Origin of the sequence: Pseudomonas sp. B19125 (genome assembly GCF_044218855.1) — a bacterium.
GTDB lineage: Bacteria > Pseudomonadota > Gammaproteobacteria > Pseudomonadales > Pseudomonadaceae > Aquipseudomonas > Aquipseudomonas edaphica.
Genome location: NZ_CP162589.1, coordinates 5,590,661 through 5,610,988 on the forward strand (window position 1 = coordinate 5,590,661; position 20,328 = coordinate 5,610,988).

A 20,328-nucleotide genomic window follows, 5' to 3' on the forward strand; every position below is an offset into this window, starting at 1 on the left:
CGATTTAGCCAATGTTGCGCAAAACTTTTTCTATCTGAACAAAGGGGCTGATTTATTTTTCAGAAATAGATCCGCCCCTTTGTTTCACTCTTTAGTTTACTGATGCCACCTGCATTTCCTCTGCGCCCTAGGTGCGATGCACTCCGAAGGGAATATCAAGTCAACCTGTGTCCTAGATACCCTTCCATCGGAATTCCAGGCGTGATTATGCCTGCCGCCACCTTCATAAGTGATCCAGATACTGGATCTTTGCAGGGGGAACAGATCGAGAATGATACAGATGCGTACTCATTGCTATTCAAGAGTACGTCGCTCCATTTCATACCAGCGAATGCACCACAGCGGGCAATTGAAGCACTCCTTTTCATAGCCGGGTGTACCATCGACTTTACTCATTTTACGAATCCATCATCCTGCTGTTTTGGCATGGCAATGCCCATTCCCAGCGTCCAGCATCACTGGTTTATGAGAGTCCGCTTCTGGCCGAAAGCGGCCTTCACCTTAAGCCATTGACCAAGCGATCAAGCCTGCCCTCACATCTTTAGGTGATAATTTCCGGGGCGTACCCCCCGCATGGGTCCGCTGGCAACTGGCGAAGCAAAGTAAAGCCAAGAGATGCCCCCTTTTTCCCAGTTGCACCCACCCCACCACCACGCTACTCTCCCCTCCGTCGCTGCCAATTCAGCGACCGGGCCTGATAACCCGGCAAGATGCAGGCGCACCTAGCGCCCCCAAAACCCGATTTGCTGGCGTTTTTTTTTTCGCCCACCATTTCGTGCAATGGCGGCTGTGCGTGGGAGACCTTCGGGTCTGCCGGGTTCCTGTATCTCCGGTTTATCAGCCTGCGCACAGCTGCCACCCAATTCGCCTGATAACGAATGTGGTAGCTCTCAATTGATATGGGAGTTTTACCGATGACCGCTACAGATCCGTCTGCGTTAACCACCCTCGGCGTCACCCCCTTCTCCTTCCACTCCGACCAACCGCTATTTCGCGTCAACAGCGGTGTCTCCCTGCACGAAGCCTTGCACCACGCCTCCGACCTCCTCCACGTCGCCAAGCAACTCGCCGAAGATGCGGCGATGACCAAGGAAACGGACCGTTACGCCTGGGCGTCGCATTACTTGCAGGAGATGGTCAAGGCGGTGGTTGATGACGTGGTGAAGGTGTTGGATTCGCCCGGTAACCTTCAGTAAGGGGCGAATGAAAAACCGATGCGGCGCCTGATGCCGATCACTCAAGAGATAGCACAGGCACCGCTAACCCGTGGCGAGGGAGCTTGCTCCCGCTGGGCTGCGAAGCGGCCCTGCTCTTTGCTTCAAGAGCATGGGACTGCTACGCAGTCCAACGGGAGCAAGCTCCCTCGCCACGGGTTCGGTGTTCATTCTTGAGAGTGACGGCCATTGGGCGCTGCGCCATTTTTGGGTTTTACCTCAACAAAGGGGACTGATTTATTTTCCGAATAATTAAATAGATCTGTCCCCTTTTTGTTCCCGGCTTGACGGCCGGCGTTCGGCAGGATCTGCAGCAACTGCTGCTCGGTGATCGGCATGCTTTTCTCCAAGCGATAAAAAGCCCGCGACTTGGCGGGCGATACACGTTCGATATACTGCGGTGAATTATCGGAGCGAACAGGAATGGACCCCATGAAATACGGAATACTTCTCTTAACCGTCTTTACGCTTGGCGGCTGTGAAACGTACAAAGGCGGACAAGACGGCCCTGACGTTAAGGCTGGCGGACTTCAGATCAGTTGCAATGCAACCCCAGCCAATCAGCCCGGCTGCTACACCCCGCCACCCTCTTGGTGGACCAAGCTTCCTGGCCATTTTTTCATTCGTGGTAGCGGCTTTTAACGCTTGCGGCGGTGCGAGTCCTTTCTATAGGCGAATGAAAAACCGGTGCGGCGCCTGATTCCGATCACTTAAGAGATAGCACAAGCACCACTAACCTGTGGTTCGGTGTTCCTTATTGGGTGTTCATTCTTAATAGTGGGGCCATTGGGCGCTGCGCCATTTTTGGGTTTTACCTGGCTGTTTGTGACCTGCGAACCCTCGACCTCGCGTGTTAACCTTGCCGCCATCGCAAAATTAGCAGGGCCAAGCGCCCCATCTTTGCCCCACTCCTTTTAACGAATTTGCTAACTATCTGATGAGTAAAAACACCTCCGATCTGTCCTCCCACACCCCAATGATGCAGCAGTATGGGCTTGATCGGGTCTTGGGCCTTATGATCCGGGGCTTTCCGCCTTGGTCTGTCTAAAACCCTATCGTCATTTTGGAAGCCTTGAGCCCAATGAAACCGACTTAGCTCCAGTTAGTATTAGACAGAGAAACACCCTCCCCGGCGTCCTGCCGATCGAACACAAACTCCCCAAATATCACTGGCTGCTAAGCTGTTCACTCCACCAGAGGAACGCCAATGCCAAACTCCGACCTACTCCCTTCACTGCTCTCCAAACTTTACGAAAACCAGTTGGCCCTTGAAGCTTCCATCGTGGAAATAGCTAACTGGGTGGAGCAGCGCGGCTCTGCCGACGTGGCTGAGAATGTGCGCGGCGCCTTGCACACCATCGATGAGAACGAAGAGTTCATAAAGCTGACCCTGGCCGTTCTAATGGCGCCAGACTAACTGCCTCTCGTCGCCTCGAATCGCGCCCCGGTAGCACCTCGATTACTGTATGCACATACAGCATTCGGATTGACCCACCATGAAACTAGACAAAGACACCTGCGAGTGGCTTGGATGCCCTACGCCCCTGGAAATGTACCAGCACCAGTGTGCGCTGCTCGAGGACGAGCTGACCGCGACCCAGAAGCGTCTCATCGAGGCGCGCCGGAACATCGCCGGGCTGGTGCAGATGTGCGACCTGCTTTCCACCGGCAAGGCCACGGCCGAGGCTGAGCTGAAGAAGGCGATCGACAACATCGCGCGACTGAATCATGAAACGTGGGAATTGGACGGCAAGGTCCGGGCGCTCGAGTCAGTTGCCGACCAGCGGGATGACCTGTTCAGGGAGAATCAGCGCCTGCTGCTGGAACTGAGCGTACTCAGGGGGCCACAGCCCTGACATAAGCCTGGCACGCACGCAGCGCGATCACGGCATTATCCCCGTCGTCGGTGATGGCGATAATTCGTTGCGCATGCGCTGGGTCAAGTTGGGCTCGACGGGCTGCATGAACCACGCCGACGGCCCCGGGGGCGGTAGGCACTTCGCAGTCACTGGCTGAATCCGTGGCGTCGAGAAGGACTGACAACCGCACATCAGCAGTAGCAAGGCGGTCACGTAGCAGAGCCTGGTTGCGCTGGGCATCGGATAATTCCTTTGTGTGTTGTTGGTCGGCTGCGCTCGCTCTCTGCTCGGCGGCCAGGCGCTTGTCCTGCTCGGCCCGCTGCTGACTCCAGGCCTCGCCCGTGATCGCGTCCAGTTCTTTCTGGTGACTGGCGGATTGCTCTGACAGCTGCTCGGCGAGCTTCTTGCCCATGCGCCAGTCCTGCACCTGCCAGGCAACTCCGGCGGCGCCCGCCATCAGCACCAGGACCAACACCGCCAGACTTGCCAGCTTCTGCACAGGCGTCATGCCAGCACCTTCAGCGCCCTGTCGTACAGCGCTTGGCGGTCGGCCTGGCCGGTGAGCCCGCCATTGATGCGCCGAGTGATCTTCACGAAGTCCTCCTGGTCTGCCAGGGTGTTCAGGCCACGCGTCGACCAGAACCACGCGGCAGACATCGCGGCGTACTGCGGCTGCTCGAGCAGCTCCGGTTGATTGATCAGGTCCAGGCCCAAGGCTTCGCCGCACGTCGCATAATTCGCCCGACCGGTAATCTGGATCAGTCCACGACCACGGAATTTGGAACCATCACCCTTCACGGTGTTGCCCAGGTCGGCCCGACCCTCATAGCCCAGTTGCTGCGCGGTTGGCCCCCAAATCTCGCGCACGTAGCGCAACTGGCCAGACTCATGCCCGACCTGGGCGATGAACGCAGACACACGCAGGTTGCCGACAACGCCGTAACGGCCCATGGCTGTATTCAGCACAGGAACAAAAACGCCGGCATTGCGGCCGGCGTTCGGGAGGATCTGCAGCAGTTGCTGCTCGGTGATCGGCATACTTTTCTCCAGGCGAAAAAAAGCCCGCGACTTGGCGGGCGATACGCTTTCTATATACTGCGGTGAATTATCGGAGCGAACAGGAATGGATCCCTTGAAATACGGAATACTTCTCTTAACCGTCTTTACTCTTGGCGGCTGTGAAACGTACAACGGCGGACAAGACGGCCCCGACATTAAGGCAGGAGGACTCCAGATCAGTTGCAATGCAACCCCTGCCAATCAGCCCGGCTGTTATACCCCGCCACCTTCTTGGTGGACCAAGCTTCCTGGCCATTTTTTCATTCGTGGTAGCAGCCTTTAACACTTGCAGCGTTCCGAATCCTTTCTACAGGCGAAAAAAAACCGCTCGAGGCGGCCGTGGTGTTCGGTTGGTGATCAGGATTCGGTGGTGTCATCGCCAGCGGGTAGCGGGAAGCGCGCCTTAATGGCTGCAACTGACGCAAACCACTTCGCATAGTCCGGCTCAAGGCCCTGGCTCATCGCGTCGTAGTCGGCCTCAAGCCGAAGCGGATCAGACTCAGACACGTACGCAGCCTTCCGAGCCTTAAGTAGGGAATCGAGCTCAGCCTGCTTAGCTTCGATGAGTAGCTGCTCGGCGGTTTTCATCTTGCCAAAATCGATGTTACTCATACTGGAAGCCTCAAGTTGCCGTCAGGTGGATTAACGATGTCCTCTGGGAACCTGGCGGCGTAACTCGCTTCTGGTCCCACTGGCAGTATCAGCGTCAACACCAACTCTCCGGCAATCCTGGTCACATCGCCCACCACGAAATCGCACTCCACGGCCGAGGCAGGAAGTACCGCCCCTTCTGGGATGCCGCGAAAATCGAAGCGCTCACCGTTGATTGTCAGTACGTCGCTGCGCTTGCTGACTGAAAGCTCGTCATCCCTGCGCTGCGGTGAAAGCTTGATAATCATCAGTACCACCTCCCGATAGCCAAGTAATTCATGATGCCTTGATAAAATGTTGAGCCCGTGTTGTATGGCCCCTGGCACAGAGCTGGCGGCCAGCTTGGCGCGTTGCCATCGCCGCTAATCGCACAAACAGAGACAGCCAACGCGCAGCTCGCAGTAATGAGAATTTTCGGAGGCGACGCAAAAGTCGCTGGGAACGACCTTGCGGGAACCGGTGGCGACTGGAAAATGCTGCCCGCTCCTACAGTGGTGCCAGCGGAGAAGCCCACTGCGTCCCAACAGATCAGCGTCCCGTCAGCGTATTTTGTGAATTGCCCGTTGGCATTGCTTCCCCGCTCTATGATTGCCCCCGTGGACACGCCACCGGACTGCGCCACAGTTCCAACCAGGGCCGCGTTCGATGCGCTTCCCAGCTTAGCTAGGCGATCATAAATCTCCTGCGTCATTGCATTTATCTTGACGCCTGTACTGCGCGTAGTATCACCACCGACCCCTGTTGGAGCTGCGCCTAAGTTAATATCCTGCCTTGCCATACTTTTCTCCAGGCAATAAAAAACCGCTCAGCGCGGCGTAAAAAACAAATCACATGATTGGTATCAAACTGAAATCTTTCCAAAAACAGCCTGTAGCATCATGTATATCGGGTTACTGACAGTAGTAACACTAAACCTGATTACCCCTGCAGCAAAGTCATATCTAAGACCAGTACCTCGAGATTCGTTATTCCCCCCCATCATTGGCATGCGTGCGTTATTGATCATCAGATAATCGCCAAGAGCATAATTCATCGGTATTGAGTACCAATTTGTTATTAGCCCTTGGGAACCCTGATCCGAATGAGTATAGCTCCAGTTAGCAATAGCTCGAGTAAATACAGCGGCTTGCGTTCCAGAATCAAAGATTTGCTTTCCATCGGCGCCCCACACCCTTAGCCCATAGGGGGCCGAGGGTGCCGATGAGAACGCACCCACGAATATATCGCCGGAATGCCCCTGATTAGATACCACCGTCGCCCCCGTCCAAGCGCCGGCGGACCCAGCAAGCAATACGCCGAGCTGAATGAACGAACCATTATTTTGAGGCCGGATGAAAACAAGCGGAGGCTCTTGAGTAGCTACTATCTTTTGGAAAGATATCGCAACGTTTGCTGCATAAGAGCCTTTATGAAACACGCAAAGTCTTGCATATTCCGAGTCAAGAGATACTGAACCCAGATCATTTACAACGCTTAGACCATAGCTCATTAAATCCACCTTGCTACAATTAGCCGCATAGATGCCGTAGAAAACGAATCGCTTGGCCTGGTTGCCAGATAGTTACGGACATATGCGACTTCCTGTCCCATTTCGCACTCAAGCTGTCGATTAGCAGCAACCTGGGCAGTATCATTATTGAGCGGTAAAAGAAAGCAAATAGAGTTACTCGGCGTACACCCAGGCACGGAAAAAGTCCTTTGCCTCTCTCCACCGGCCGCATATGAAACCAATACAGAAAGTACAATTCTGTATGTGGAAATGCTCGTATCAAACTCAAGAGCACCGTTCGCTGACCACAGCCGCAATCCAGAACTCATTCAGTTTGATCTCCAAGCTGTACGCGCTTAACTCCGTTTACATCCCAGAATCTCAACGAGCGGTTTGTCATAACAGAACGCCCCTGACCGGCGACGATGCCGTTAATTTCAAAAGTACCGTCGAAGTTAAGCCTCCAACCAATAAGGCCAGGGTCGTAGTTGTTGGACTGGATAAAGCTACCGATCTTGGCGTTCGTAATGCTGGCGTCCTGAATGAACGCCGATTTTATGAAGGTCTGTCCTCCCTGGACCGCGAACGGCACAGTTCCGGCCTGTCCAATAGCGAACCGGTCGGCGTCGATAATGAACTGCGACTGTAGGCCGCCCGGTCCGTTCTCCAGACCCAGCCCGATTCCGGCGTACTTATAGAGCCCTGTCCCGGTGTCGTACTGCATCCGCACCGACCAGCTACCCGTTACCTTGCCGTCGACCGTTTGAATGGCGGTAGCGTTGGTTTGGATTGCGAGCGTGTGGGTGCCAACGGTGGTTTTGACGGTGTCAATTTGAGTGGACAGCGCCCCATCGGCATCGATACGGGCTTTCTGCTCGGAAACAACTGATGCCGCATTTGCCGCTGTTTTTACCTCAACAGCGTCCGTGCGCTGCCCCTGGACAATGTCACCTTCGATCAGGGCTGACTGAGTAGACCATACGCCCACATAGGCCGCCTCCGACCCCATCAGCGCACTGTCATCACCCTGGAGTGGCGGGTTGACCTGCAGATAAATGCCATCTACCCGCTGCGCCGTGGTGGTGACCTTGTCGTCGAGCGTGGTCACCGAAGTCTTGAGCGTGCTCAAACCGCTGGCCGTAGCGTTCACGCCAGTGACTGGATCGTTAACTGTCACCTTCACTGCATTCAACTGCTGGGCCTGGGCAGTGATGTCCTGGCCGTGCTGGTTGATCGTCGCCGAGTTCTGCTGAACCTGAGTGACCAGAGCGTTGACCGTCTGCGTTACCGTGCCGATATCGGTCCAGTAAGTTGCGTTTGGCGGCGGATTGTTCGCCGGCACCGGGCCGTTTGCCTGATACAGGTGCTGGCCCTGACGAACAATATCGTTCAGCACATACGCCTTCGACGGAACGTACTCCAAGGCGTCGACAATTTGATCGATCAACCCCTCGAGCTCTTCCTTGGCGGCGTCAATGCGACCGTTTACCGATCCAGGACCATTGCCATCGATGAGATCGATCCGAGCATTCAAAGTCTGTCCGAGGTGAGTCTTTTCGATCTGCCCTTTGATCTGCGTCAGAATCGGCCCAGCATCCGAACTCGCCTGCCCCATAACGCCATTCACGACAGGGTAGAACGGCCCAATGTTGCCGGTGCGGTCCACCAAGCGCGCCCAGAAAAACAGCGTTGCGCCCGCCAGCAGTTGCTGCATGCGGTAATCCGCCTGCGGATAAGCCAGGTCAGCCAGCTTGGTTGCAGCTGGCAGACTGTTCGCCGGGCCATACCAAAGCTCAGTGCGCTGGGTATCCTCTGCACCAGCGGGGAAGCCCCACTTGATGCTGATGCCGAACAGCTCGCTGGTGGTGGTCAGGAACGACACCGCCGGCGGCAAGCCTACCTTCCCTTCCAGGTTGGTCAGCACCGACGTGGTAGGTATCGAGGAAACGTTAAGCGCGCTCACCGCGCGAACTCTGGCCATGTACTGGCCGGAGTAGATCCCGCGCACGTCGACCATTTGCTCTGCGGTGCGCGGTACCGTGATCCATTCGCGCGCGCCCCACTTCCACTCGACGTCATAAGCCACGGCCCCAGGCGCCGCATCCCACGCGATCGACATGACCGTCACGGCAATGCCCTGCTCAATCACGACGTTCTGGCTGAGCATGACGCGTGCGGGTGCGTCCTGGCTTCCCACTGGAATGCCTGTGATCGGCCGAGTATCCACCACCGCGCCGCCGTCGATAGCGGGGAACTTGCTCGGGTCGTGCTGGATCACCTCGAGCTGGAACTGGTGCCACTCTGGACGCGTGACGTTGCGGACGTAAAACTGCATCAGTTTCAGGTCCTCATAGTCGAGGATCCAGCCGCACTCTGCCTGGGGTTGCTCGCTGTAATCGGCCATCAGCGTGACGTTGCGGCCGACAACTGACTTCACCACCCGCCCCTCGGACTTGCCGCTGGGAAGGTTGACCATCAGCCGAGCGCCGACCGGCACAACGGTGTCGCGATCAAGCGTAACGACTCGACCCGCGGCTGCCGCGATCCGGCCACCATTGTTCCGGCCAACCAGCATAGGATCGGCCACAGCAATGACCTGGCCAGGCTTCGGGATGTCACCATCCAGGCCCACGCGAAAAACTCCGCCCTGTGTCTGCAGCTTCTCAGTGAGTGCCGCCCACTGCCCGGCGCGCTGCGCCTGACCGAGAGAGGTACAGCCGATCGCGCCAACGGTGGTATCGCGGACGATGCCACCCAACTCGACCATGGCCTCATCATCAAAAACCGGCTCCTTGTCGGTCTCGAAGCCCTGGTCCGGGTTATCCCAAGACACCATGTAAAGGGTGTGGCGATCACGCGCGCGGGTGCCTTCGTACTTGATGGCGCCGTTATTCAGGATCTGTGTTTGGTTGTAGGTGTAGACCGGATCACCGGGCATATCGGCATTGACGACGATCTGACTCCCGTCCCAATAGGCCAGGCCGTGAAAAATCGAAGCCAGGTCTTGAAGAACGGCATATGCCTCGGCCTGCTTCTGAAAGTACAGGTTGCAGGTGAAGCGCGGCTCCTGGCCGCCCTTCCCGTCCGGCACCATCTGGTCGCAGTACTGTGCAATGCGATACAGCGACCAGCGATCAACCATAGTGGCATCGATACGGTCGCCGAGCCCGTAATACGGGTGCAGTACCAGGTCGTAGAAGATCCACGCTGGGTTATTGGTGTAGGCCTCTTTGAAGGTGCCATCCCAGATACCGTTGCTTGTGCCGGTACCCGATGTTGCGTAGGTGCGCGTGGCTGGGTCGTAGTTGGTCGGTACGCGAATGATGCGTCCACGCATCAACACAGCGATCTTGGCGATATCACCGCCGAACGTCTGCGCGTCATATTCGAGGCAACTTACAGCTGTGAGTGGGTATTCCTGATCGCTATCGACTACCTCGGCGATTGCCTTAACGATCATCTGGTCAACGACCAAGTCGGAGTTGGCATTCGGGGTAAGGCGACGCACACGAATTGTCCACCGGTTGCCAGCAGGCAACTCAAGGCGGTGCGCGCGCTCATACTCCGTGATGTTCTTGCGATCAACCGTTGATAGCAGCACCTCTACGTAAGGTCCGTTGTCGGTGGAGATGTCCACGGCGTAATCGATGCGCACGCCATTGATGTTGCCGGAGGCGTCCTGGCTGCGAAGCGCTGGCCAGCTCAGGCGGATGCGCACAGCATCGATCATCGAGTTGGTGATGGTGTGCAGCCACGGCGTGCCGAAGACCAACTCTTTCTTAACGTCGATCTCGTTGCTTGATTCCTGTATGCCCTCCAGGCGCTCCTGATTCAATTCGCCATTGCGGAACTGCCACTTGGCGCTGGGGTAATTGATCGTGCCGTCCGGTGCCTGGACTGCAGTACCGTTCAGCTTGACCGAACGCAAACCATCAACCGGGCCAACGATGGGACCCCAACTCCACAGATAGGTGATTCGCGCAGTAGAGACCGACGGCACGCTGTTGGACGCGATGCTGGGCTGCTTCTGTTTCGCCTCGCCACCCTTGCTGCCGATAACTGGCCTACGCTTGCGAGGTGCTTCGCCGAGCGCCTTCTTTGCTAATGCGCTCATGCGCCCTCCAGAATGCAAAAACCCGCCGACGCGGGTTAAGAAATATCTAAATGTGGTTCTTGATTTCGTTTTGCTATAAGCCAATGCTTTTGATATACAAACAGATCACTGACAAGGAGCGCCGATATGACTGATTTATTCCATATAGAAGAACTAGATCTTGCTGATCAGCCCGTGGGCACGCCGAAAGTTTGGTATATAAAAGAGGGCGACTTTGTTCACTGCACTTGTTTAAGTGAAGAGGCGGCGAACCTTTCCGTCCAACACTTCAAAGACTTGCATGAAACGGATAAAAATCTAAGAAAAATTAAAATTGCGCAGGAGACTCTGAACGTTCAGAAACATGTGTTTATAGTTGAGACAGAGCTTGCTGCTCAAGCAATTAGAAGATTTGAAGCCCTCTTAGACCTAGAGCATATAATGCAAGAAAAAAACGATCCGGCTGCCAAACAAAACGATCCGAAGACGAATCTTTCAAGCACAAGCAAAAACGGCTTAAAGAGCTGAATCAGACGTTATCTTGGGTGTAGATCCCTCCAGACTCGACGGCGCCGCCGACCTCACGTTCGCCATATAGCAATGGGTAGGGATTGCCCTGGGCAATGGTCGTGACCGCGCCGCCGAAGCCGTAACTCGGGTTGTTACCGTCGTCGTTCTTCCCCTCGGCGCTGGCCTTGGTGGTCGGTGACAGCATTTGCACCACGCCGCCCAAGCCTACAGCAGCGCCGGCGGCGAGAAGGCCCATGCCCAACGTGGAGGTGGTGCCGCCGGTGAACAAGCCAGCCACGATCAACACCACGCCGAGAAGCGTCTGGAACATGCCCGCCTGTTTGCTGCCCTGAATGATTGGCTGAATGCGGATATCGCCTTCGCACCGGCCCGCCAGGTCAAGCTCCTGCTCGCCAAGATTCCGCTCATCAACGAACACAGCGAATACAAGGCCGCGCTCTTCGGCGGTGCGCAGGTACTTCTCGAAGCCTGGCTTCATCATGCACAGCGCGGCCATGGCATCGCGAAAGCTGTACACGTCCAGGGTGTACTGTTTGCCGAACTTCTTACCCAGCACGCCGCCGAGCTTGATGGTGCGCATAGTCATGGGTGGTAGTCCTTGTGCCGAAGGATCAGCTTCACGCGATTGGCCATCGACCAGCCGTATATTTCACGGGCCGCCAAGCGTCCGGGCATGTGGTGGTAAATGAACGGGCCAGACCCTCCAAGCTTCGGCGCCGGTTCGCTGGTAAGCGCCGGCTCATCGCCCAAATAGATCACGGCATGATTCGGGAAATAGCACTCCCGGCCTGGCGTCGGGATCTGCAACACCAGCATGTCGCCACGCTTCGCCTCGTTGACCTGGTAGAAACCAGTGGCCGCGAAGTTTTCTTCGTAGAGGCTCAGACCGTCTTTCTGCTCCCACCAGAGGTCGGTGCGCTCGAAGTTCGGCAACTGCAACCCCGCCTCGCGGTCGTACCAGTCGCGGCAAGCCGCCCAGCAGTCCAGCAGGCCATGGGAGAATTCGCGGCCCAGCAGCGGCGCCTGGAAGCCCGAAGGCTTGAACCACTCGAAGTCACCGCCGGGCCAGCCGACAATCCCCCAGGGCAATTCGTGCAACTCGCAACTGACCCGGTCGGCCATGCTTGGCGCGGGCGCCTTGTCGGGATGGCTGTGGATGATCGCCAGCACCTCGCCCCGATCTTCCGCCTGGGCCATGTCCTTGTGATCGATCTGGAAGTGTTCACGCGGCGTGGTGGCCAGGTTGCCGCAGGGCACGTACTCACGGCCGGAGTCGGATTTGATCACCACCCCGCAGGCCTCCGCCGGATAGGCACGTTCGGCGTGAGCGCGGATCTCGTCCTGCAGTTTTTGATTGATGCGCATCGTTACCTCGAACTTGCTATCAGGCTCGCGCCCATGGACCCACCGAACCGTCGGGTGTTTCCCCGAAGCTTGCAGCTGCTCCACCAGCCGCCGCAGCGGTCCAGCGCGGGGTTGTCGGTGGGCTGATTCTTTTTGTCGAACATCGCCGTGCCGGTGTAGGCGCAGGCTTCTTGGCGGTACCCGCCACGGCATGCCCACCGGCAAAGCTTGGTGATCTGCTGCGCTGGCAGCATCTGCCCTTCCATGTCCGTGGGGCTCGACAGTGAGAACGTGACCGAGATACTGGGCAGCGCCTCGGTCTTCTGCTCGATAAACCAGAGATTCGTTTTTGATTGATCGCTGGCCTCCGTGTTGCCGTCGGGGAAGTTAGCGGCGTCCAGGAAGTGGCGAAACGTTTCGATAACCTTTACCCGCGCACCAGCCAAGTCGCGGAACTGGAAACACAGTGCGGTGATGGCCCCACGCACGCCGCCGAGTTGGTCGTCCACCTGCAAAGTCGGTGATGCCGGGCGCCCGTCGCCGCGGATGTCGAACCCTTTGGCCTCGATCTGGAGCGGCGAATACAGCCGCCCCTGCCAGATGATGTCGCCCTCATGGGCGTGGCCGTGGAATCTCCAAATCGCTGCACCAAGGCGCGTAGCGTCCAGCTCGTAAAGCCTGATCTGGTTACCAGGCTCAAGCTTTTGAATGTCAGTGTTGTAATTCATAGGACCCCAGAAACAAGAAACCCCGCACTTGGCGGGGCTTGGTGAGGGTTAAGGTCGTGGGTTGAATGCCTGCTTCACGGTAAAGGTGACGGTGTAGATGTTCATGCCGAGGGCTTTCTTCTTGTACCCATTGGCCCGGTACCAGCCTTGAGGCTCGCCGGGCGGCGCATAGCGAAAGGCCTTGTAGCCTTCATGCCGATCCAGGAACGCCAGCAACTCGGGCAACTCCTCGCCCGGAAGATCCTCACCGGTGTGCACCAGATTCCACACCTGACTCTTGGTGTTGATGCCAATGCCCCCAGCCTGGACCATGCCGTCGCCAAACTCGTTTTCCCATGTTCGCTGGCTGATATCACCCTCAAGGCCAACCTCAACATCAAAAGTAAATGTCTCAGTCATCAACGCCTCCACAGCCGGCCACCCTGGCCCATTTCACGATCAAGGAATTTGCCGAACTGCGTCTCCAGCCCGGCCGACATCGCCTGTCCTTGGCGTGCTGCATCCTGGTCTGTCATGCCGGGCTGTGCCTGCACGGTGATTGGTGCGTTGAAGACAATCTGTGTGGGACCGCTTGGTGCCGACTGGGCACCGGCACCAACCATTGCGGCCCGCCCATCACCAGCTGACTCCAGGCTACCGACGCCGATCTGCGCGTATGGCTGCTCGCCACCAAGCCCCCTATCGATCCTCGACAGCACGGCGTCAAGCTTGGCGCTCGTTTGAGCGGTAGTTACCCGCTCGCCCTCTTGCAGGAACCAGGTGCCATCCTTTGGAACCGCGTCTATACCGTCGTGCGCCATACCCGCCAGCGCAGTCATGCCGACAGCTGAAGCCAGCGGCCCGGTAACAGCCATGGCCGTGGCCATCGCCGCCGGCGCTGCTGCAGGGCCAATGATCGGAATCGCCGCAGTGGACGCGAAGGCGTTTAGGCCGGCCGTCAGCGACATGGCTTGCGCGTTTGCCCCCAGCGTGCCGGCGGCGCTCGCCTGAGTGGTCTTGCCCACAAGCAGTTGCACCCCCTGGTAGATCAACCACTGAGCCGCCATGTCACCCAGCGCCTTGAGCATCGACTTGGCGAAGTTGCCAATCATGTCACCCAGGGCGTCATCGGCATCTTCGGCGCCGCTGGCAACATCCGAGAAGAAAGTTCCAAGACCGCTGGTGCCTTCTTGCAGCGCTGTGTTGGTGATGTCTGCTGCCTGGGCCGAATAGTCCCGCGCCGCATCGGCATAGTTGGCCCATGCTTCGTTGACGCCATTCATCCAGTTGGTTTGCTGCTCATCGACGGCTTGGTAGTAAAGCTCCTGAGCAATAATCCGCTCGGCAAGCGCCTCTTCAAGAACGGCGGTTTCGCTGTCGTACAACTCTTTACTGATGCTTTTGGCCTGAAACTGCTCATTGAGACTCGCAACATCAGCGGCATACTTCTGCTGAAGCGCCAAATCCGCGCGCATCCGGTCCCGGGCCTTTTCACCCATCCCTACGCCATTCAGCTCCTGATCAAACCCGTCCTTCATGGTTTGAGTGCCGACGCCCTGAGCATTCCTGAATGCCGTCAGCTTCAGGTCGTCCTCGTTGGCCTTCTTCAACTTGTTCAGCGCGTCAAGCTCGGCAGCCATGCCCATAAGCTTTTTCTTTTGCGCCTCACTCAGCTTGCCGAGCTTGCCCTCCTGCAACTCGAAGGAAAGCTTCATTACCTCGGTGGCGTCTTTCTGTTTGTCACCAGTGGTGTTGATCAGCTCGATCTGGCGCTTGTAGCCTTCCTCTGCAGTATCGAAAGCCTTGAGTTGTTGCTTGGCCGCAGACTCAGCTTCGCTGGTGTTCTTTTTAGCGGCCTTCGCCGCGGCGTCATCAATCTCTTTTTGGGAGTCTTTGGCCGCAGCGGCCGAGCGAATCGCAACAACCATGCCTTCCGTAAGCTTGGTGTTCTCAGCGATAAATCGATTCGCCGCCTCCATGGCGGTTTTGTCTTTCGCGGTACCCAGGTCCTTCAGTAACTGGTCAAGGTACTTTTGGCCAACCTCTGCAGCGGCAGCAATCGCTGCGTTGTTCTTACCTCGCGCCGTCGTGTTGGCGTCTGTCTCGCCAGTAAGCCTAGCAAGCGTCTCACGCTGCTTATCCAATACCGCAGTGAGGTCGGTAACTTTCAGTTGACCCGTCTCAATAGACTGGGCCATTTCCTCCGTAACGCCAGGTATAAGACGGATCTGATCAGCGACCGCTTTCCAATCAACCGCCTGCCCCTTAGAAGCATCGGCGACCGCTTTGTTGACAATATCCATTGCCGACTGGAACTCGGCAGGCAATGGAGCAATGCCGCCCATAAATCCTGAAGCGCCAGCCAAACCAGCGTTTGATAGTGCGGCTTGGAACTCGAAAGCAATTGATCCCGCGGCGCCATAGAGGTCAGCTTCTGTATCTTTGATGGAAGCGCGAAGCTCTCGTAAAGTTACCGACTGGGTCGCGCGGTTGAGCTTATTGAATCGCTCAGTCAGCTTATCGAGCGGGTCGCCAAGATCACCGAGCTTCTGCTCAAGAACGCTGGTGTTATCCCGCAAAGTAAGGAAAGCAGCCGCGGCGCCTATCGCAAGGGCTGCTATACCAACTGGACCTCCAAGCATCCCGACAAGGCCAATGCCGGCGCGACTCACCCCCGCCTGCGCAACACCCACAGCGTTGGTTGCACGAGTCTCAGCAAGTCGAGCCTCTGCAAGCTGGAGAGACATTTGCGTTTGAACAGCCGTACCACGAGCTGCGATAGCCTCTTTCTCGGCAAGGAACACCGATGTCTGTGCTTTCTGTTGCTCCGCTTGTGCAACCAGCAAGACAGCTGTTGCCTGGGCCTTTCTTGCTGCCGCATCTTTCAGCGCCGAGTAAACAGCCGCCGCACCCGATGAGGCGGCCATTGCACCGTACCGAGAAAGGGCTGCGACGGCGGCAATGATCGATACATCCGCCAAAGTGGAGAAGTTATCACCAACTGCTCCGATAGCATTCCCGAGAACACCTGTGAAATTAGTTGTCTCGTCGAGGCGTCCGACATACACGTCGAAAGCGTTGGTCAGATTCTGCAGCGCATCCCGGACTGCGACCGTCATGCTGTCAGCGAGCTTACCGTTGGCCTCAGCAGTCTTCTGCAAACCTTGGGTCAGCAATTCAAGACCAAGCTTACCGGCGGCGCCGAGCGCGCGAATTTCTTCGGCAGTTTTGCCAGTGGCTTTAGCTACGGTTTCGACAATGGTAGGCATTGCGGCAAGCATCGCCTGCCAACCATCTGCATCTACCTTGCCTGTCTGTAGTGCCTTTGAATAACCGTCGATGGCCGATTTCGCCTTATCGGCGGATGCTGAGTTGGTCACCAACAGGAAACTGAAGCTGTCCATAACATCCAGCGCCTGGCTGGCGTTATAGCCCATTGACTTCAGGCTGCCCGATGTCCGAATGTACAGTTCTTGTGCTTCAGCTAGGGGGCGATACGTGCGCTTGGCAGTATCTAATAGGCGCTGCTGGACCACGTCGTATTCAGCAACGGTGGATGTGGCCATACCGATGCGGTCAGACATCTGCCCGTATGAGTCGGCAGCCTCGATAATCTTCCCGATACCGGCCGCGCCAACGGCGCCAGCCAATGCGGTCTTGATCAGCCCCGATGCGTTAAGCGCTCGATCTCCGGCACGATCAAAAGCGGTGTCTATCCGCCCAAGACTCTTGTCGATCCTTCCGGATGCCTGACCTACGCTGGAGTCTGCCCGCGCCATCTCTTGACGCAACTGGGCCGTGGTCGCCTCGATGCGGACGAGCATCCCTTGTACGTCGGTATCAGCCATGCTTTCCTCCGGGCAATAAAAAACCCGCCGGAGCGGGTTTTAGGTATTCAAAGTCCGTATTTTTTACAGACTTCTCCAACTGAATCATCGACTCCCAAAACTACATAGGAGATATTTCCATCAGTTCCTTTCAGCTTCATTCCCATGAACGGCGTGAATCCAGAGTATGCGCCGTAAGAGTTCTTAGCATTCACGCTTCCGCAAAACTGCCAGCCTGATTTTTCATCACCAGTTAAGCGCACGTCTTTAATTTTGGCGCTGTCTGAATCTTTCAGGCGATCCTCCATTGCCTCTTTAATACCTGCAATGTCAGCCGGAGTTGCGGGCTTCCCTCCCGCAAAACAAACAGCGGAAGTAAAGATCAAGGGAATAGTGAAGAAGGCACTCCATTTCATTCGAGACGCTCCATTTGTTTTTTGGAAAAATGGAGCATATCAAAAATCACTGAACTGACTGCCGCCCAGTGAGCGCCTGCCGCAGCTTATCGGCCACCTTCGACGCGGGTGGCTTGTCAGCCTTGGTTTTCGCCTTTCCACCGCCGAAGGGGTTCGTCATCTGCGCCCATTCGATCTTGGCGTCCATGGCCAGGAACAGTTCGGGCATCGGCGTTCGCCAGGCCATATCAGGAGGCCAACCCAGCCAGCCCGTGGCCACCGCGTAGAGCCGGTCGACGTAGCTGCCGTCCTCGACAGCACTTACGCCGCCGCCGGCTTTTCCTTTCCCGCATCAGGCCCCTTCGGGTTGTACAGCGCGACCAGGTAGGCATTGAGCTGCACGGAGACGTCAAGCACGCCGGCTTGCCAAACCTGCTCGGCCACAGTCTCGGCGTCCTTGCCTTTCAAACCAGCGCCCCCGGCGATGATCACCGCGCAACCGTCGATACTTAGGGCATTGATCGCCTGGGACGCACCGCGCAAGCCGCCGAAGTGGGCTTCAATGGCGCGCACGGCGCCGAGGGTCGGCGTGAGAGTGTAGGTCGCGGCGCCAAGCTTGATCTCGACGGTACCGTAAAGGGTCTTGCTCATGTGTCGAATCCTTGGGTTTAGGGGCCGAAGCCCCTCGGGTTAGGCGGCGGCAGCCGGGAGAATTTCCAGGATGTCGGAGTTGATACCGATCGTGACGTTGCGGCGAACCACGTTGTCCGCGGCGCCGGCGGCGACGGTGTTGTTCATCACCTTGCCACGCAGGTAGAAAGTGGTCGGCAGCAGAGCTGGCGTGGCATCAGGATCGCCATCGTTCAGGGTGATCTTGATGTTGTAGTCGCCCTTGCTTCGATCCTTGTGAGCGATCTTCAGCTTGGCCTGGCCCAGGTCGCCGTTATCCAGGCCGACGGCCAGGGTCAGGTCACCGGCATCGGCGGTGCCCTTGTACTTGCGCACCCGGCCATCGCGCAGCGAGGTGAAGGTCACGGAGCTGAACGTGTCACCGAACTCGCCCAAGTCTTCCACCTCGCCGATATCGACATAGGTGTCAGCTTTGTAGAGCGCTTCAGTGTCCGCGCCGTTCTTGCTACCGATACCGATCCGGCAGCCGGCGGCTGTGTTGAGGTTGTCTTCGGCCATGGGGGTTCCTCCAAGGGCACATTGGATAAAGCCGCGGTGCGGCCGGGTGTTGGGTTTAGTGGGTGGTGATGATGCGGACCGTGAGCGATCCCTGGTACGTGACGCCGTCAGCATCTCGCTGGGCGTCAGCCTGATCGACCCGGACCGAGACAGCGCGGCCAACAGTTAACGGCAACCGGCGCTCATCCAGAGCAGCCACAACCTCACCGAGGATGCGCTTCACCTCTGCCTGGCCGTGAGCGTCCGACCAGACCGACAGATAGATCAGGCGCTGCTCGCGCTTCCTGCCGGCGATAGGTGAGATGTTGGTAGATATCTCGCGGTCAATGGAAACGTAGGGCATTTCCGTGTCCATGGGCGCGCCGTCGTAGACCGGGCATGAGACCTCAGCCGCAAGCCTGGCGAACAGCGCCTCCTGTAGCGCAACAGACGGATCAGCCATTGGTAAGCCCCCTGCTCGCCTTGCTCAGCGTTCGAGCGATGGCGGCCTCGATGCTGGCGATTACGTATTCCCGATTCACATCCTTCGCCGGACGAAGCCACGGATGCGCGGGGCGCGCCGGTATGTCCGGGTACTTGCCGAAGAAGTTGGAGCCGTCGGCTTTGTTTGTCGGTCGGCGGGTTCTGCCACCTGCGCGCTTGTTGCCGGTGTAGCCCTTGGTCCCGTACTCGACAAAACGCAGGTAGAAAAACCGCTGCTTGTTCTTCTTGCCACGGATACCGATCTGGGCGTCCAGCCCGCTTTGCGAAACAAACACCGTCAGAGAGGCAGCAGCGGCGCCAGTGTCTTTCGGGATCAGGTTCTTCATCGTCGAAAGAATGCGCTCAGCACTGTCGCGCATCACCGGGGCCAGTTCGTTATCCATGGATTGATGGATCGTGCGCAGAGTTCGACGCAGCTTGAAGTCGCCGGACATGCGCGATCGACGGGCGGCCATGGATTACTCCTTGGCCTTTCCGGCCTTTTCAGCGGCAGGCGGCGAGTCGGGTTCAGGTTCGACCAAGCCACGACCGACCAGGTCAGCACCAAGCTTGGCATCCACCGTGAATTCTTCACCCTTCTCCCGGTCGCCGGTAGCGCCGGAAAGAGTGCCCAAGGCAACTACTTTCATATTTCACCTCTACGGATTGGGTACGTTTGAACAGAGCAATCGAAGCATGTCGCGCTCGTTGTTCGGCAGCGCTGCCTCGATCAGGTAGGTGGTGGAAATCCCGTTTGCCGTGTGCACCAGGCGGTTCCCCGCTACAGCGTCAGCCCTTGGTCGCACGATGATCTCGGCGGTGACCAGGGCTTTCACCTGCTCAGCAACTGGCGCGGTTCTACCTGTAGGCAGGGTGATCTCCGAATAGATCTTGCCGAGGTCAATCCAGACGACGTCAAATCCACCGGTTGTGTTTTTCACGCGATTGGGTCTTTGCAGCATGCAACGGTGCCGTAACTGACCAGCCCTCATGGCAACTCCTCAGGCACGGGATCAACCACGCCGCGCCAGTTCCTGGAGGCCCACAACAATGACTCCACCCCCATCGGTAATTCCGCAGTGATGGTGCCGATCACGACCGCCTCGCGAGTCGAGTACGAGTGCCCTAACAAAAGCAGCAGCGCGTTCTTGAACGACGCAGGGAAGTCCGCGACTAGCTTGAGCGCCGGGTTGTCGCAGTACCACAGCGCCCAATCCAAGGCAGACTCGGCGTAGAGCTCGATCAGGTCGTCATCGTCTTCATGGTCGACGCGCAGATGCTTGCGCATCAACGCGATCGTCAGTAGATCGGTGACGGGGATGCTCATTTTTTACCGCCTGCTTTTTTTTCCGGCCCACCTGCCGGCTTTTCGGATGGTTCAACTTCTTCTGCCAGGTCCATGCTGACCAAGGCTTCGGCAATATCATCAGCTACCGAACGCTCCTCGAACTGATCGAAGTTGCCGGCGTGATAGTGCGAAAACTGGCGCAACGCTCGAATCTTGATCAT

Annotated in this window: 26 protein-coding genes; 4 read left to right on the forward strand and 22 right to left on the reverse strand. The window is 57.3% G+C overall.

The window, feature by feature from the left end; genetic code table 11:
• The first annotated feature begins 914 nt into the window (after window positions 1-914).
• Window positions 915-1,196, forward strand: coding sequence for a DUF3077 domain-containing protein (locus AB4P96_RS25520; protein WP_053254658.1), 282 nt, complete (start codon window positions 915-917; stop codon window positions 1,194-1,196).
• Between the two features lie 185 nt (window positions 1,197-1,381).
• Here AB4P96_RS25520 and AB4P96_RS25525 read toward each other — a convergent pair whose 3' ends face one another.
• Entirely contained in the window at window positions 1,382-1,552 is a 171-nt protein-coding gene (locus tag AB4P96_RS25525) for a hypothetical protein (RefSeq protein WP_177032534.1), read from the reverse strand.
• An 869-nt stretch (window positions 1,553-2,421) separates the two neighbouring features.
• Between AB4P96_RS25525 and AB4P96_RS25530 the strand changes: the two genes are divergently transcribed.
• Together AB4P96_RS25530 and AB4P96_RS25535 are read left to right on the forward strand one after the other, a co-directional pair.
• The gene (locus AB4P96_RS25530) at window positions 2,422-2,631 is read left to right on the forward strand and encodes a hypothetical protein (RefSeq protein ID WP_099489483.1); all 210 of its coding nucleotides are present in this window, start codon (window positions 2,422-2,424) and stop codon (window positions 2,629-2,631) included.
• Window positions 2,632-2,710: 79 nt separating this feature from the next.
• Window positions 2,711-3,070, forward strand: a complete 360-nt coding sequence (locus tag AB4P96_RS25535) for a hypothetical protein (protein ID WP_395600205.1) — start codon at window positions 2,711-2,713, stop codon at window positions 3,068-3,070.
• Here the strand turns inward: AB4P96_RS25535 and AB4P96_RS25540 are convergent.
• The 6 genes from AB4P96_RS25540 to AB4P96_RS25565 all read right to left on the reverse strand — a co-directional run bounded on the left by AB4P96_RS25540 (window position 3,051) and on the right by AB4P96_RS25565 (window position 10,386).
• Complete coding sequence (locus AB4P96_RS25540) at window positions 3,051-3,581, reverse strand: lysis system i-spanin subunit Rz (protein WP_395600206.1); 531 nt, start codon at window positions 3,579-3,581, stop codon at window positions 3,051-3,053. The genes AB4P96_RS25535 and AB4P96_RS25540 overlap by 20 nt on opposite strands.
• On the reverse strand, window positions 3,578-4,111 hold the full coding sequence (locus AB4P96_RS25545; protein ID WP_395600207.1) for a glycoside hydrolase family 19 protein: 534 nt from the start codon (window positions 4,109-4,111) through the stop codon (window positions 3,578-3,580). The genes AB4P96_RS25540 and AB4P96_RS25545 overlap by 4 nt, the downstream gene beginning before the upstream one ends.
• A gap of 378 nt (window positions 4,112-4,489) precedes the next feature.
• Complete coding sequence (locus AB4P96_RS25550) at window positions 4,490-4,744, reverse strand: hypothetical protein (RefSeq protein WP_395600208.1); 255 nt, start codon at window positions 4,742-4,744, stop codon at window positions 4,490-4,492.
• The gene (locus AB4P96_RS25555) at window positions 4,741-5,031 is read right to left on the reverse strand and encodes a hypothetical protein (RefSeq protein WP_395600209.1); all 291 of its coding nucleotides are present in this window, start codon (window positions 5,029-5,031) and stop codon (window positions 4,741-4,743) included. The genes AB4P96_RS25550 and AB4P96_RS25555 overlap by 4 nt, the downstream gene beginning before the upstream one ends.
• A gap of 593 nt (window positions 5,032-5,624) precedes the next feature.
• Window positions 5,625-6,272 (reverse strand): hypothetical protein, encoded by a 648-nt coding sequence (locus AB4P96_RS25560; protein ID WP_395600210.1) that lies wholly within the window; start codon window positions 6,270-6,272, stop codon window positions 5,625-5,627.
• Between the two features lie 325 nt (window positions 6,273-6,597).
• On the reverse strand, window positions 6,598-10,386 hold the full coding sequence (locus tag AB4P96_RS25565) for a phage tail protein (RefSeq protein WP_395600211.1): 3,789 nt from the start codon (window positions 10,384-10,386) through the stop codon (window positions 6,598-6,600).
• 126 nt (window positions 10,387-10,512) lie between these two features.
• On the opposite strand from AB4P96_RS25565, the gene AB4P96_RS25570 reads away from it, so the two are divergent.
• Window positions 10,513-10,893: a hypothetical protein gene (locus AB4P96_RS25570; protein ID WP_395600212.1), complete on the forward strand. Its 381-nt coding sequence runs from the start codon at window positions 10,513-10,515 to the stop codon at window positions 10,891-10,893.
• Between the two features lies 1 nt (window position 10,894).
• Here the strand turns inward: AB4P96_RS25570 and AB4P96_RS25575 are convergent, their stop codons facing one another.
• From AB4P96_RS25575 to AB4P96_RS25645, 15 genes are read right to left on the reverse strand one after another with little or no spacing between them, the layout of a single operon-like run.
• Window positions 10,895-11,482: a tail assembly protein gene (locus tag AB4P96_RS25575; protein ID WP_395600213.1), complete on the reverse strand. Its 588-nt coding sequence runs from the start codon at window positions 11,480-11,482 to the stop codon at window positions 10,895-10,897.
• Entirely contained in the window at window positions 11,479-12,261 is a 783-nt protein-coding gene (locus AB4P96_RS25580; protein WP_395600214.1) for a C40 family peptidase, read from the reverse strand. Before AB4P96_RS25580 ends, AB4P96_RS25575 begins: the two co-directional genes overlap by 4 nt.
• Before the next feature lie 2 nt (window positions 12,262-12,263).
• Complete coding sequence (locus AB4P96_RS25585) at window positions 12,264-12,968, reverse strand: phage minor tail protein L (RefSeq protein WP_395600215.1); 705 nt, start codon at window positions 12,966-12,968, stop codon at window positions 12,264-12,266.
• A 48-nt stretch (window positions 12,969-13,016) separates the two neighbouring features.
• A complete protein-coding gene (locus tag AB4P96_RS25590; protein WP_395600216.1) occupies window positions 13,017-13,367 on the reverse strand; it encodes a phage tail protein in 351 nt (116 codons plus the stop codon).
• Window positions 13,367-16,795, reverse strand: a complete 3,429-nt coding sequence (locus tag AB4P96_RS25595; protein WP_395600217.1) for a tape measure protein — start codon at window positions 16,793-16,795, stop codon at window positions 13,367-13,369. The genes AB4P96_RS25590 and AB4P96_RS25595 overlap by 1 nt, the downstream gene beginning before the upstream one ends.
• 47 nt (window positions 16,796-16,842) lie before the next feature.
• Window positions 16,843-17,190 carry a hypothetical protein gene (locus tag AB4P96_RS25600; RefSeq protein ID WP_395600218.1) on the reverse strand — a complete coding sequence of 116 codons (348 nt, stop codon included), beginning with the start codon at window positions 17,188-17,190 and terminating at the stop codon, window positions 16,843-16,845.
• Between the two features lie 46 nt (window positions 17,191-17,236).
• Complete coding sequence (locus tag AB4P96_RS25605) at window positions 17,237-17,449, reverse strand: hypothetical protein (RefSeq protein ID WP_395600219.1); 213 nt, start codon at window positions 17,447-17,449, stop codon at window positions 17,237-17,239.
• Window positions 17,450-17,490: 41 nt separating this feature from the next.
• On the reverse strand, window positions 17,491-17,820 hold the full coding sequence (locus AB4P96_RS25610) for a hypothetical protein (protein WP_395600220.1): 330 nt from the start codon (window positions 17,818-17,820) through the stop codon (window positions 17,491-17,493).
• A gap of 39 nt (window positions 17,821-17,859) precedes the next feature.
• A complete protein-coding gene (locus AB4P96_RS25615; RefSeq protein ID WP_046068872.1) occupies window positions 17,860-18,357 on the reverse strand; it encodes a hypothetical protein in 498 nt (165 codons plus the stop codon).
• Window positions 18,358-18,412: 55 nt separating this feature from the next.
• Window positions 18,413-18,799 (reverse strand): DUF3168 domain-containing protein, encoded by a 387-nt coding sequence (locus AB4P96_RS25620; protein WP_395600221.1) that lies wholly within the window; start codon window positions 18,797-18,799, stop codon window positions 18,413-18,415.
• Complete coding sequence (locus AB4P96_RS25625; protein ID WP_395600222.1) at window positions 18,792-19,295, reverse strand: HK97-gp10 family putative phage morphogenesis protein; 504 nt, start codon at window positions 19,293-19,295, stop codon at window positions 18,792-18,794. The genes AB4P96_RS25620 and AB4P96_RS25625 overlap by 8 nt, the downstream gene beginning before the upstream one ends.
• A 3-nt stretch (window positions 19,296-19,298) precedes the next feature.
• Window positions 19,299-19,469 carry a hypothetical protein gene (locus AB4P96_RS25630; protein ID WP_395600223.1) on the reverse strand — a complete coding sequence of 57 codons (171 nt, stop codon included), beginning with the start codon at window positions 19,467-19,469 and terminating at the stop codon, window positions 19,299-19,301.
• Between the two features lie 9 nt (window positions 19,470-19,478).
• Window positions 19,479-19,811 (reverse strand): head-tail adaptor protein, encoded by a 333-nt coding sequence (locus AB4P96_RS25635; protein WP_395600224.1) that lies wholly within the window; start codon window positions 19,809-19,811, stop codon window positions 19,479-19,481.
• Window positions 19,808-20,146, reverse strand: coding sequence for a head-tail connector protein (locus AB4P96_RS25640; protein ID WP_395600225.1), 339 nt, complete (start codon window positions 20,144-20,146; stop codon window positions 19,808-19,810). Before AB4P96_RS25640 ends, AB4P96_RS25635 begins: the two co-directional genes overlap by 4 nt.
• Window positions 20,143-20,310, reverse strand: a complete 168-nt coding sequence (locus AB4P96_RS25645) for a hypothetical protein (RefSeq protein ID WP_395600226.1) — start codon at window positions 20,308-20,310, stop codon at window positions 20,143-20,145. Before AB4P96_RS25645 ends, AB4P96_RS25640 begins: the two co-directional genes overlap by 4 nt.
• Between the last annotated feature and the right edge of the window lie 18 nt (window positions 20,311-20,328).

What these genes read in the sequence shown, in the direction of transcription:
- AB4P96_RS25565 (WP_395600211.1), bottom strand. Translation starts at nt 10,386, where the DNA reads ATGAGCGCATTAGCAAAGAAGGCGCTCGGCGAAGCACCTCGCAAGCGT.
- AB4P96_RS25630 (WP_395600223.1), bottom strand. Translation starts at nt 19,469, where the DNA reads ATGAAAGTAGTTGCCTTGGGCACTCTTTCCGGCGCTACCGGCGACCGG.
- AB4P96_RS25575 (WP_395600213.1), bottom strand. Translation starts at nt 11,482, where the DNA reads ATGACTATGCGCACCATCAAGCTCGGCGGCGTGCTGGGTAAGAAGTTC.
- AB4P96_RS25530 (WP_099489483.1), top strand. Translation starts at nt 2,422, where the DNA reads ATGCCAAACTCCGACCTACTCCCTTCACTGCTCTCCAAACTTTACGAA.
- AB4P96_RS25635 (WP_395600224.1), bottom strand. Translation starts at nt 19,811, where the DNA reads ATGAGGGCTGGTCAGTTACGGCACCGTTGCATGCTGCAAAGACCCAAT.
- AB4P96_RS25550 (WP_395600208.1), bottom strand. Translation starts at nt 4,744, where the DNA reads ATGAGTAACATCGATTTTGGCAAGATGAAAACCGCCGAGCAGCTACTC.
- AB4P96_RS25535 (WP_395600205.1), top strand. Translation starts at nt 2,711, where the DNA reads ATGAAACTAGACAAAGACACCTGCGAGTGGCTTGGATGCCCTACGCCC.
- AB4P96_RS25610 (WP_395600220.1), bottom strand. Translation starts at nt 17,820, where the DNA reads ATGAGCAAGACCCTTTACGGTACCGTCGAGATCAAGCTTGGCGCCGCG.
- AB4P96_RS25555 (WP_395600209.1), bottom strand. Translation starts at nt 5,031, where the DNA reads ATGATTATCAAGCTTTCACCGCAGCGCAGGGATGACGAGCTTTCAGTC.
- AB4P96_RS25615 (WP_046068872.1), bottom strand. Translation starts at nt 18,357, where the DNA reads ATGGCCGAAGACAACCTCAACACAGCCGCCGGCTGCCGGATCGGTATC.
- AB4P96_RS25560 (WP_395600210.1), bottom strand. Translation starts at nt 6,272, where the DNA reads ATGAGCTATGGTCTAAGCGTTGTAAATGATCTGGGTTCAGTATCTCTT.
- AB4P96_RS25570 (WP_395600212.1), top strand. Translation starts at nt 10,513, where the DNA reads ATGACTGATTTATTCCATATAGAAGAACTAGATCTTGCTGATCAGCCC.
- AB4P96_RS25590 (WP_395600216.1), bottom strand. Translation starts at nt 13,367, where the DNA reads ATGACTGAGACATTTACTTTTGATGTTGAGGTTGGCCTTGAGGGTGAT.
- AB4P96_RS25600 (WP_395600218.1), bottom strand. Translation starts at nt 17,190, where the DNA reads ATGAAATGGAGTGCCTTCTTCACTATTCCCTTGATCTTTACTTCCGCT.
- AB4P96_RS25540 (WP_395600206.1), bottom strand. Translation starts at nt 3,581, where the DNA reads ATGACGCCTGTGCAGAAGCTGGCAAGTCTGGCGGTGTTGGTCCTGGTG.
- AB4P96_RS25640 (WP_395600225.1), bottom strand. Translation starts at nt 20,146, where the DNA reads ATGAGCATCCCCGTCACCGATCTACTGACGATCGCGTTGATGCGCAAG.
- AB4P96_RS25520 (WP_053254658.1), top strand. Translation starts at nt 915, where the DNA reads ATGACCGCTACAGATCCGTCTGCGTTAACCACCCTCGGCGTCACCCCC.
- AB4P96_RS25585 (WP_395600215.1), bottom strand. Translation starts at nt 12,968, where the DNA reads ATGAATTACAACACTGACATTCAAAAGCTTGAGCCTGGTAACCAGATC.
- AB4P96_RS25620 (WP_395600221.1), bottom strand. Translation starts at nt 18,799, where the DNA reads ATGGCTGATCCGTCTGTTGCGCTACAGGAGGCGCTGTTCGCCAGGCTT.
- AB4P96_RS25545 (WP_395600207.1), bottom strand. Translation starts at nt 4,111, where the DNA reads ATGCCGATCACCGAGCAGCAACTGCTGCAGATCCTCCCGAACGCCGGC.
- AB4P96_RS25625 (WP_395600222.1), bottom strand. Translation starts at nt 19,295, where the DNA reads ATGGCCGCCCGTCGATCGCGCATGTCCGGCGACTTCAAGCTGCGTCGA.
- AB4P96_RS25595 (WP_395600217.1), bottom strand. Translation starts at nt 16,795, where the DNA reads ATGGCTGATACCGACGTACAAGGGATGCTCGTCCGCATCGAGGCGACC.
- AB4P96_RS25580 (WP_395600214.1), bottom strand. Translation starts at nt 12,261, where the DNA reads ATGCGCATCAATCAAAAACTGCAGGACGAGATCCGCGCTCACGCCGAA.
- AB4P96_RS25525 (WP_177032534.1), bottom strand. Translation starts at nt 1,552, where the DNA reads ATGCCGATCACCGAGCAGCAGTTGCTGCAGATCCTGCCGAACGCCGGC.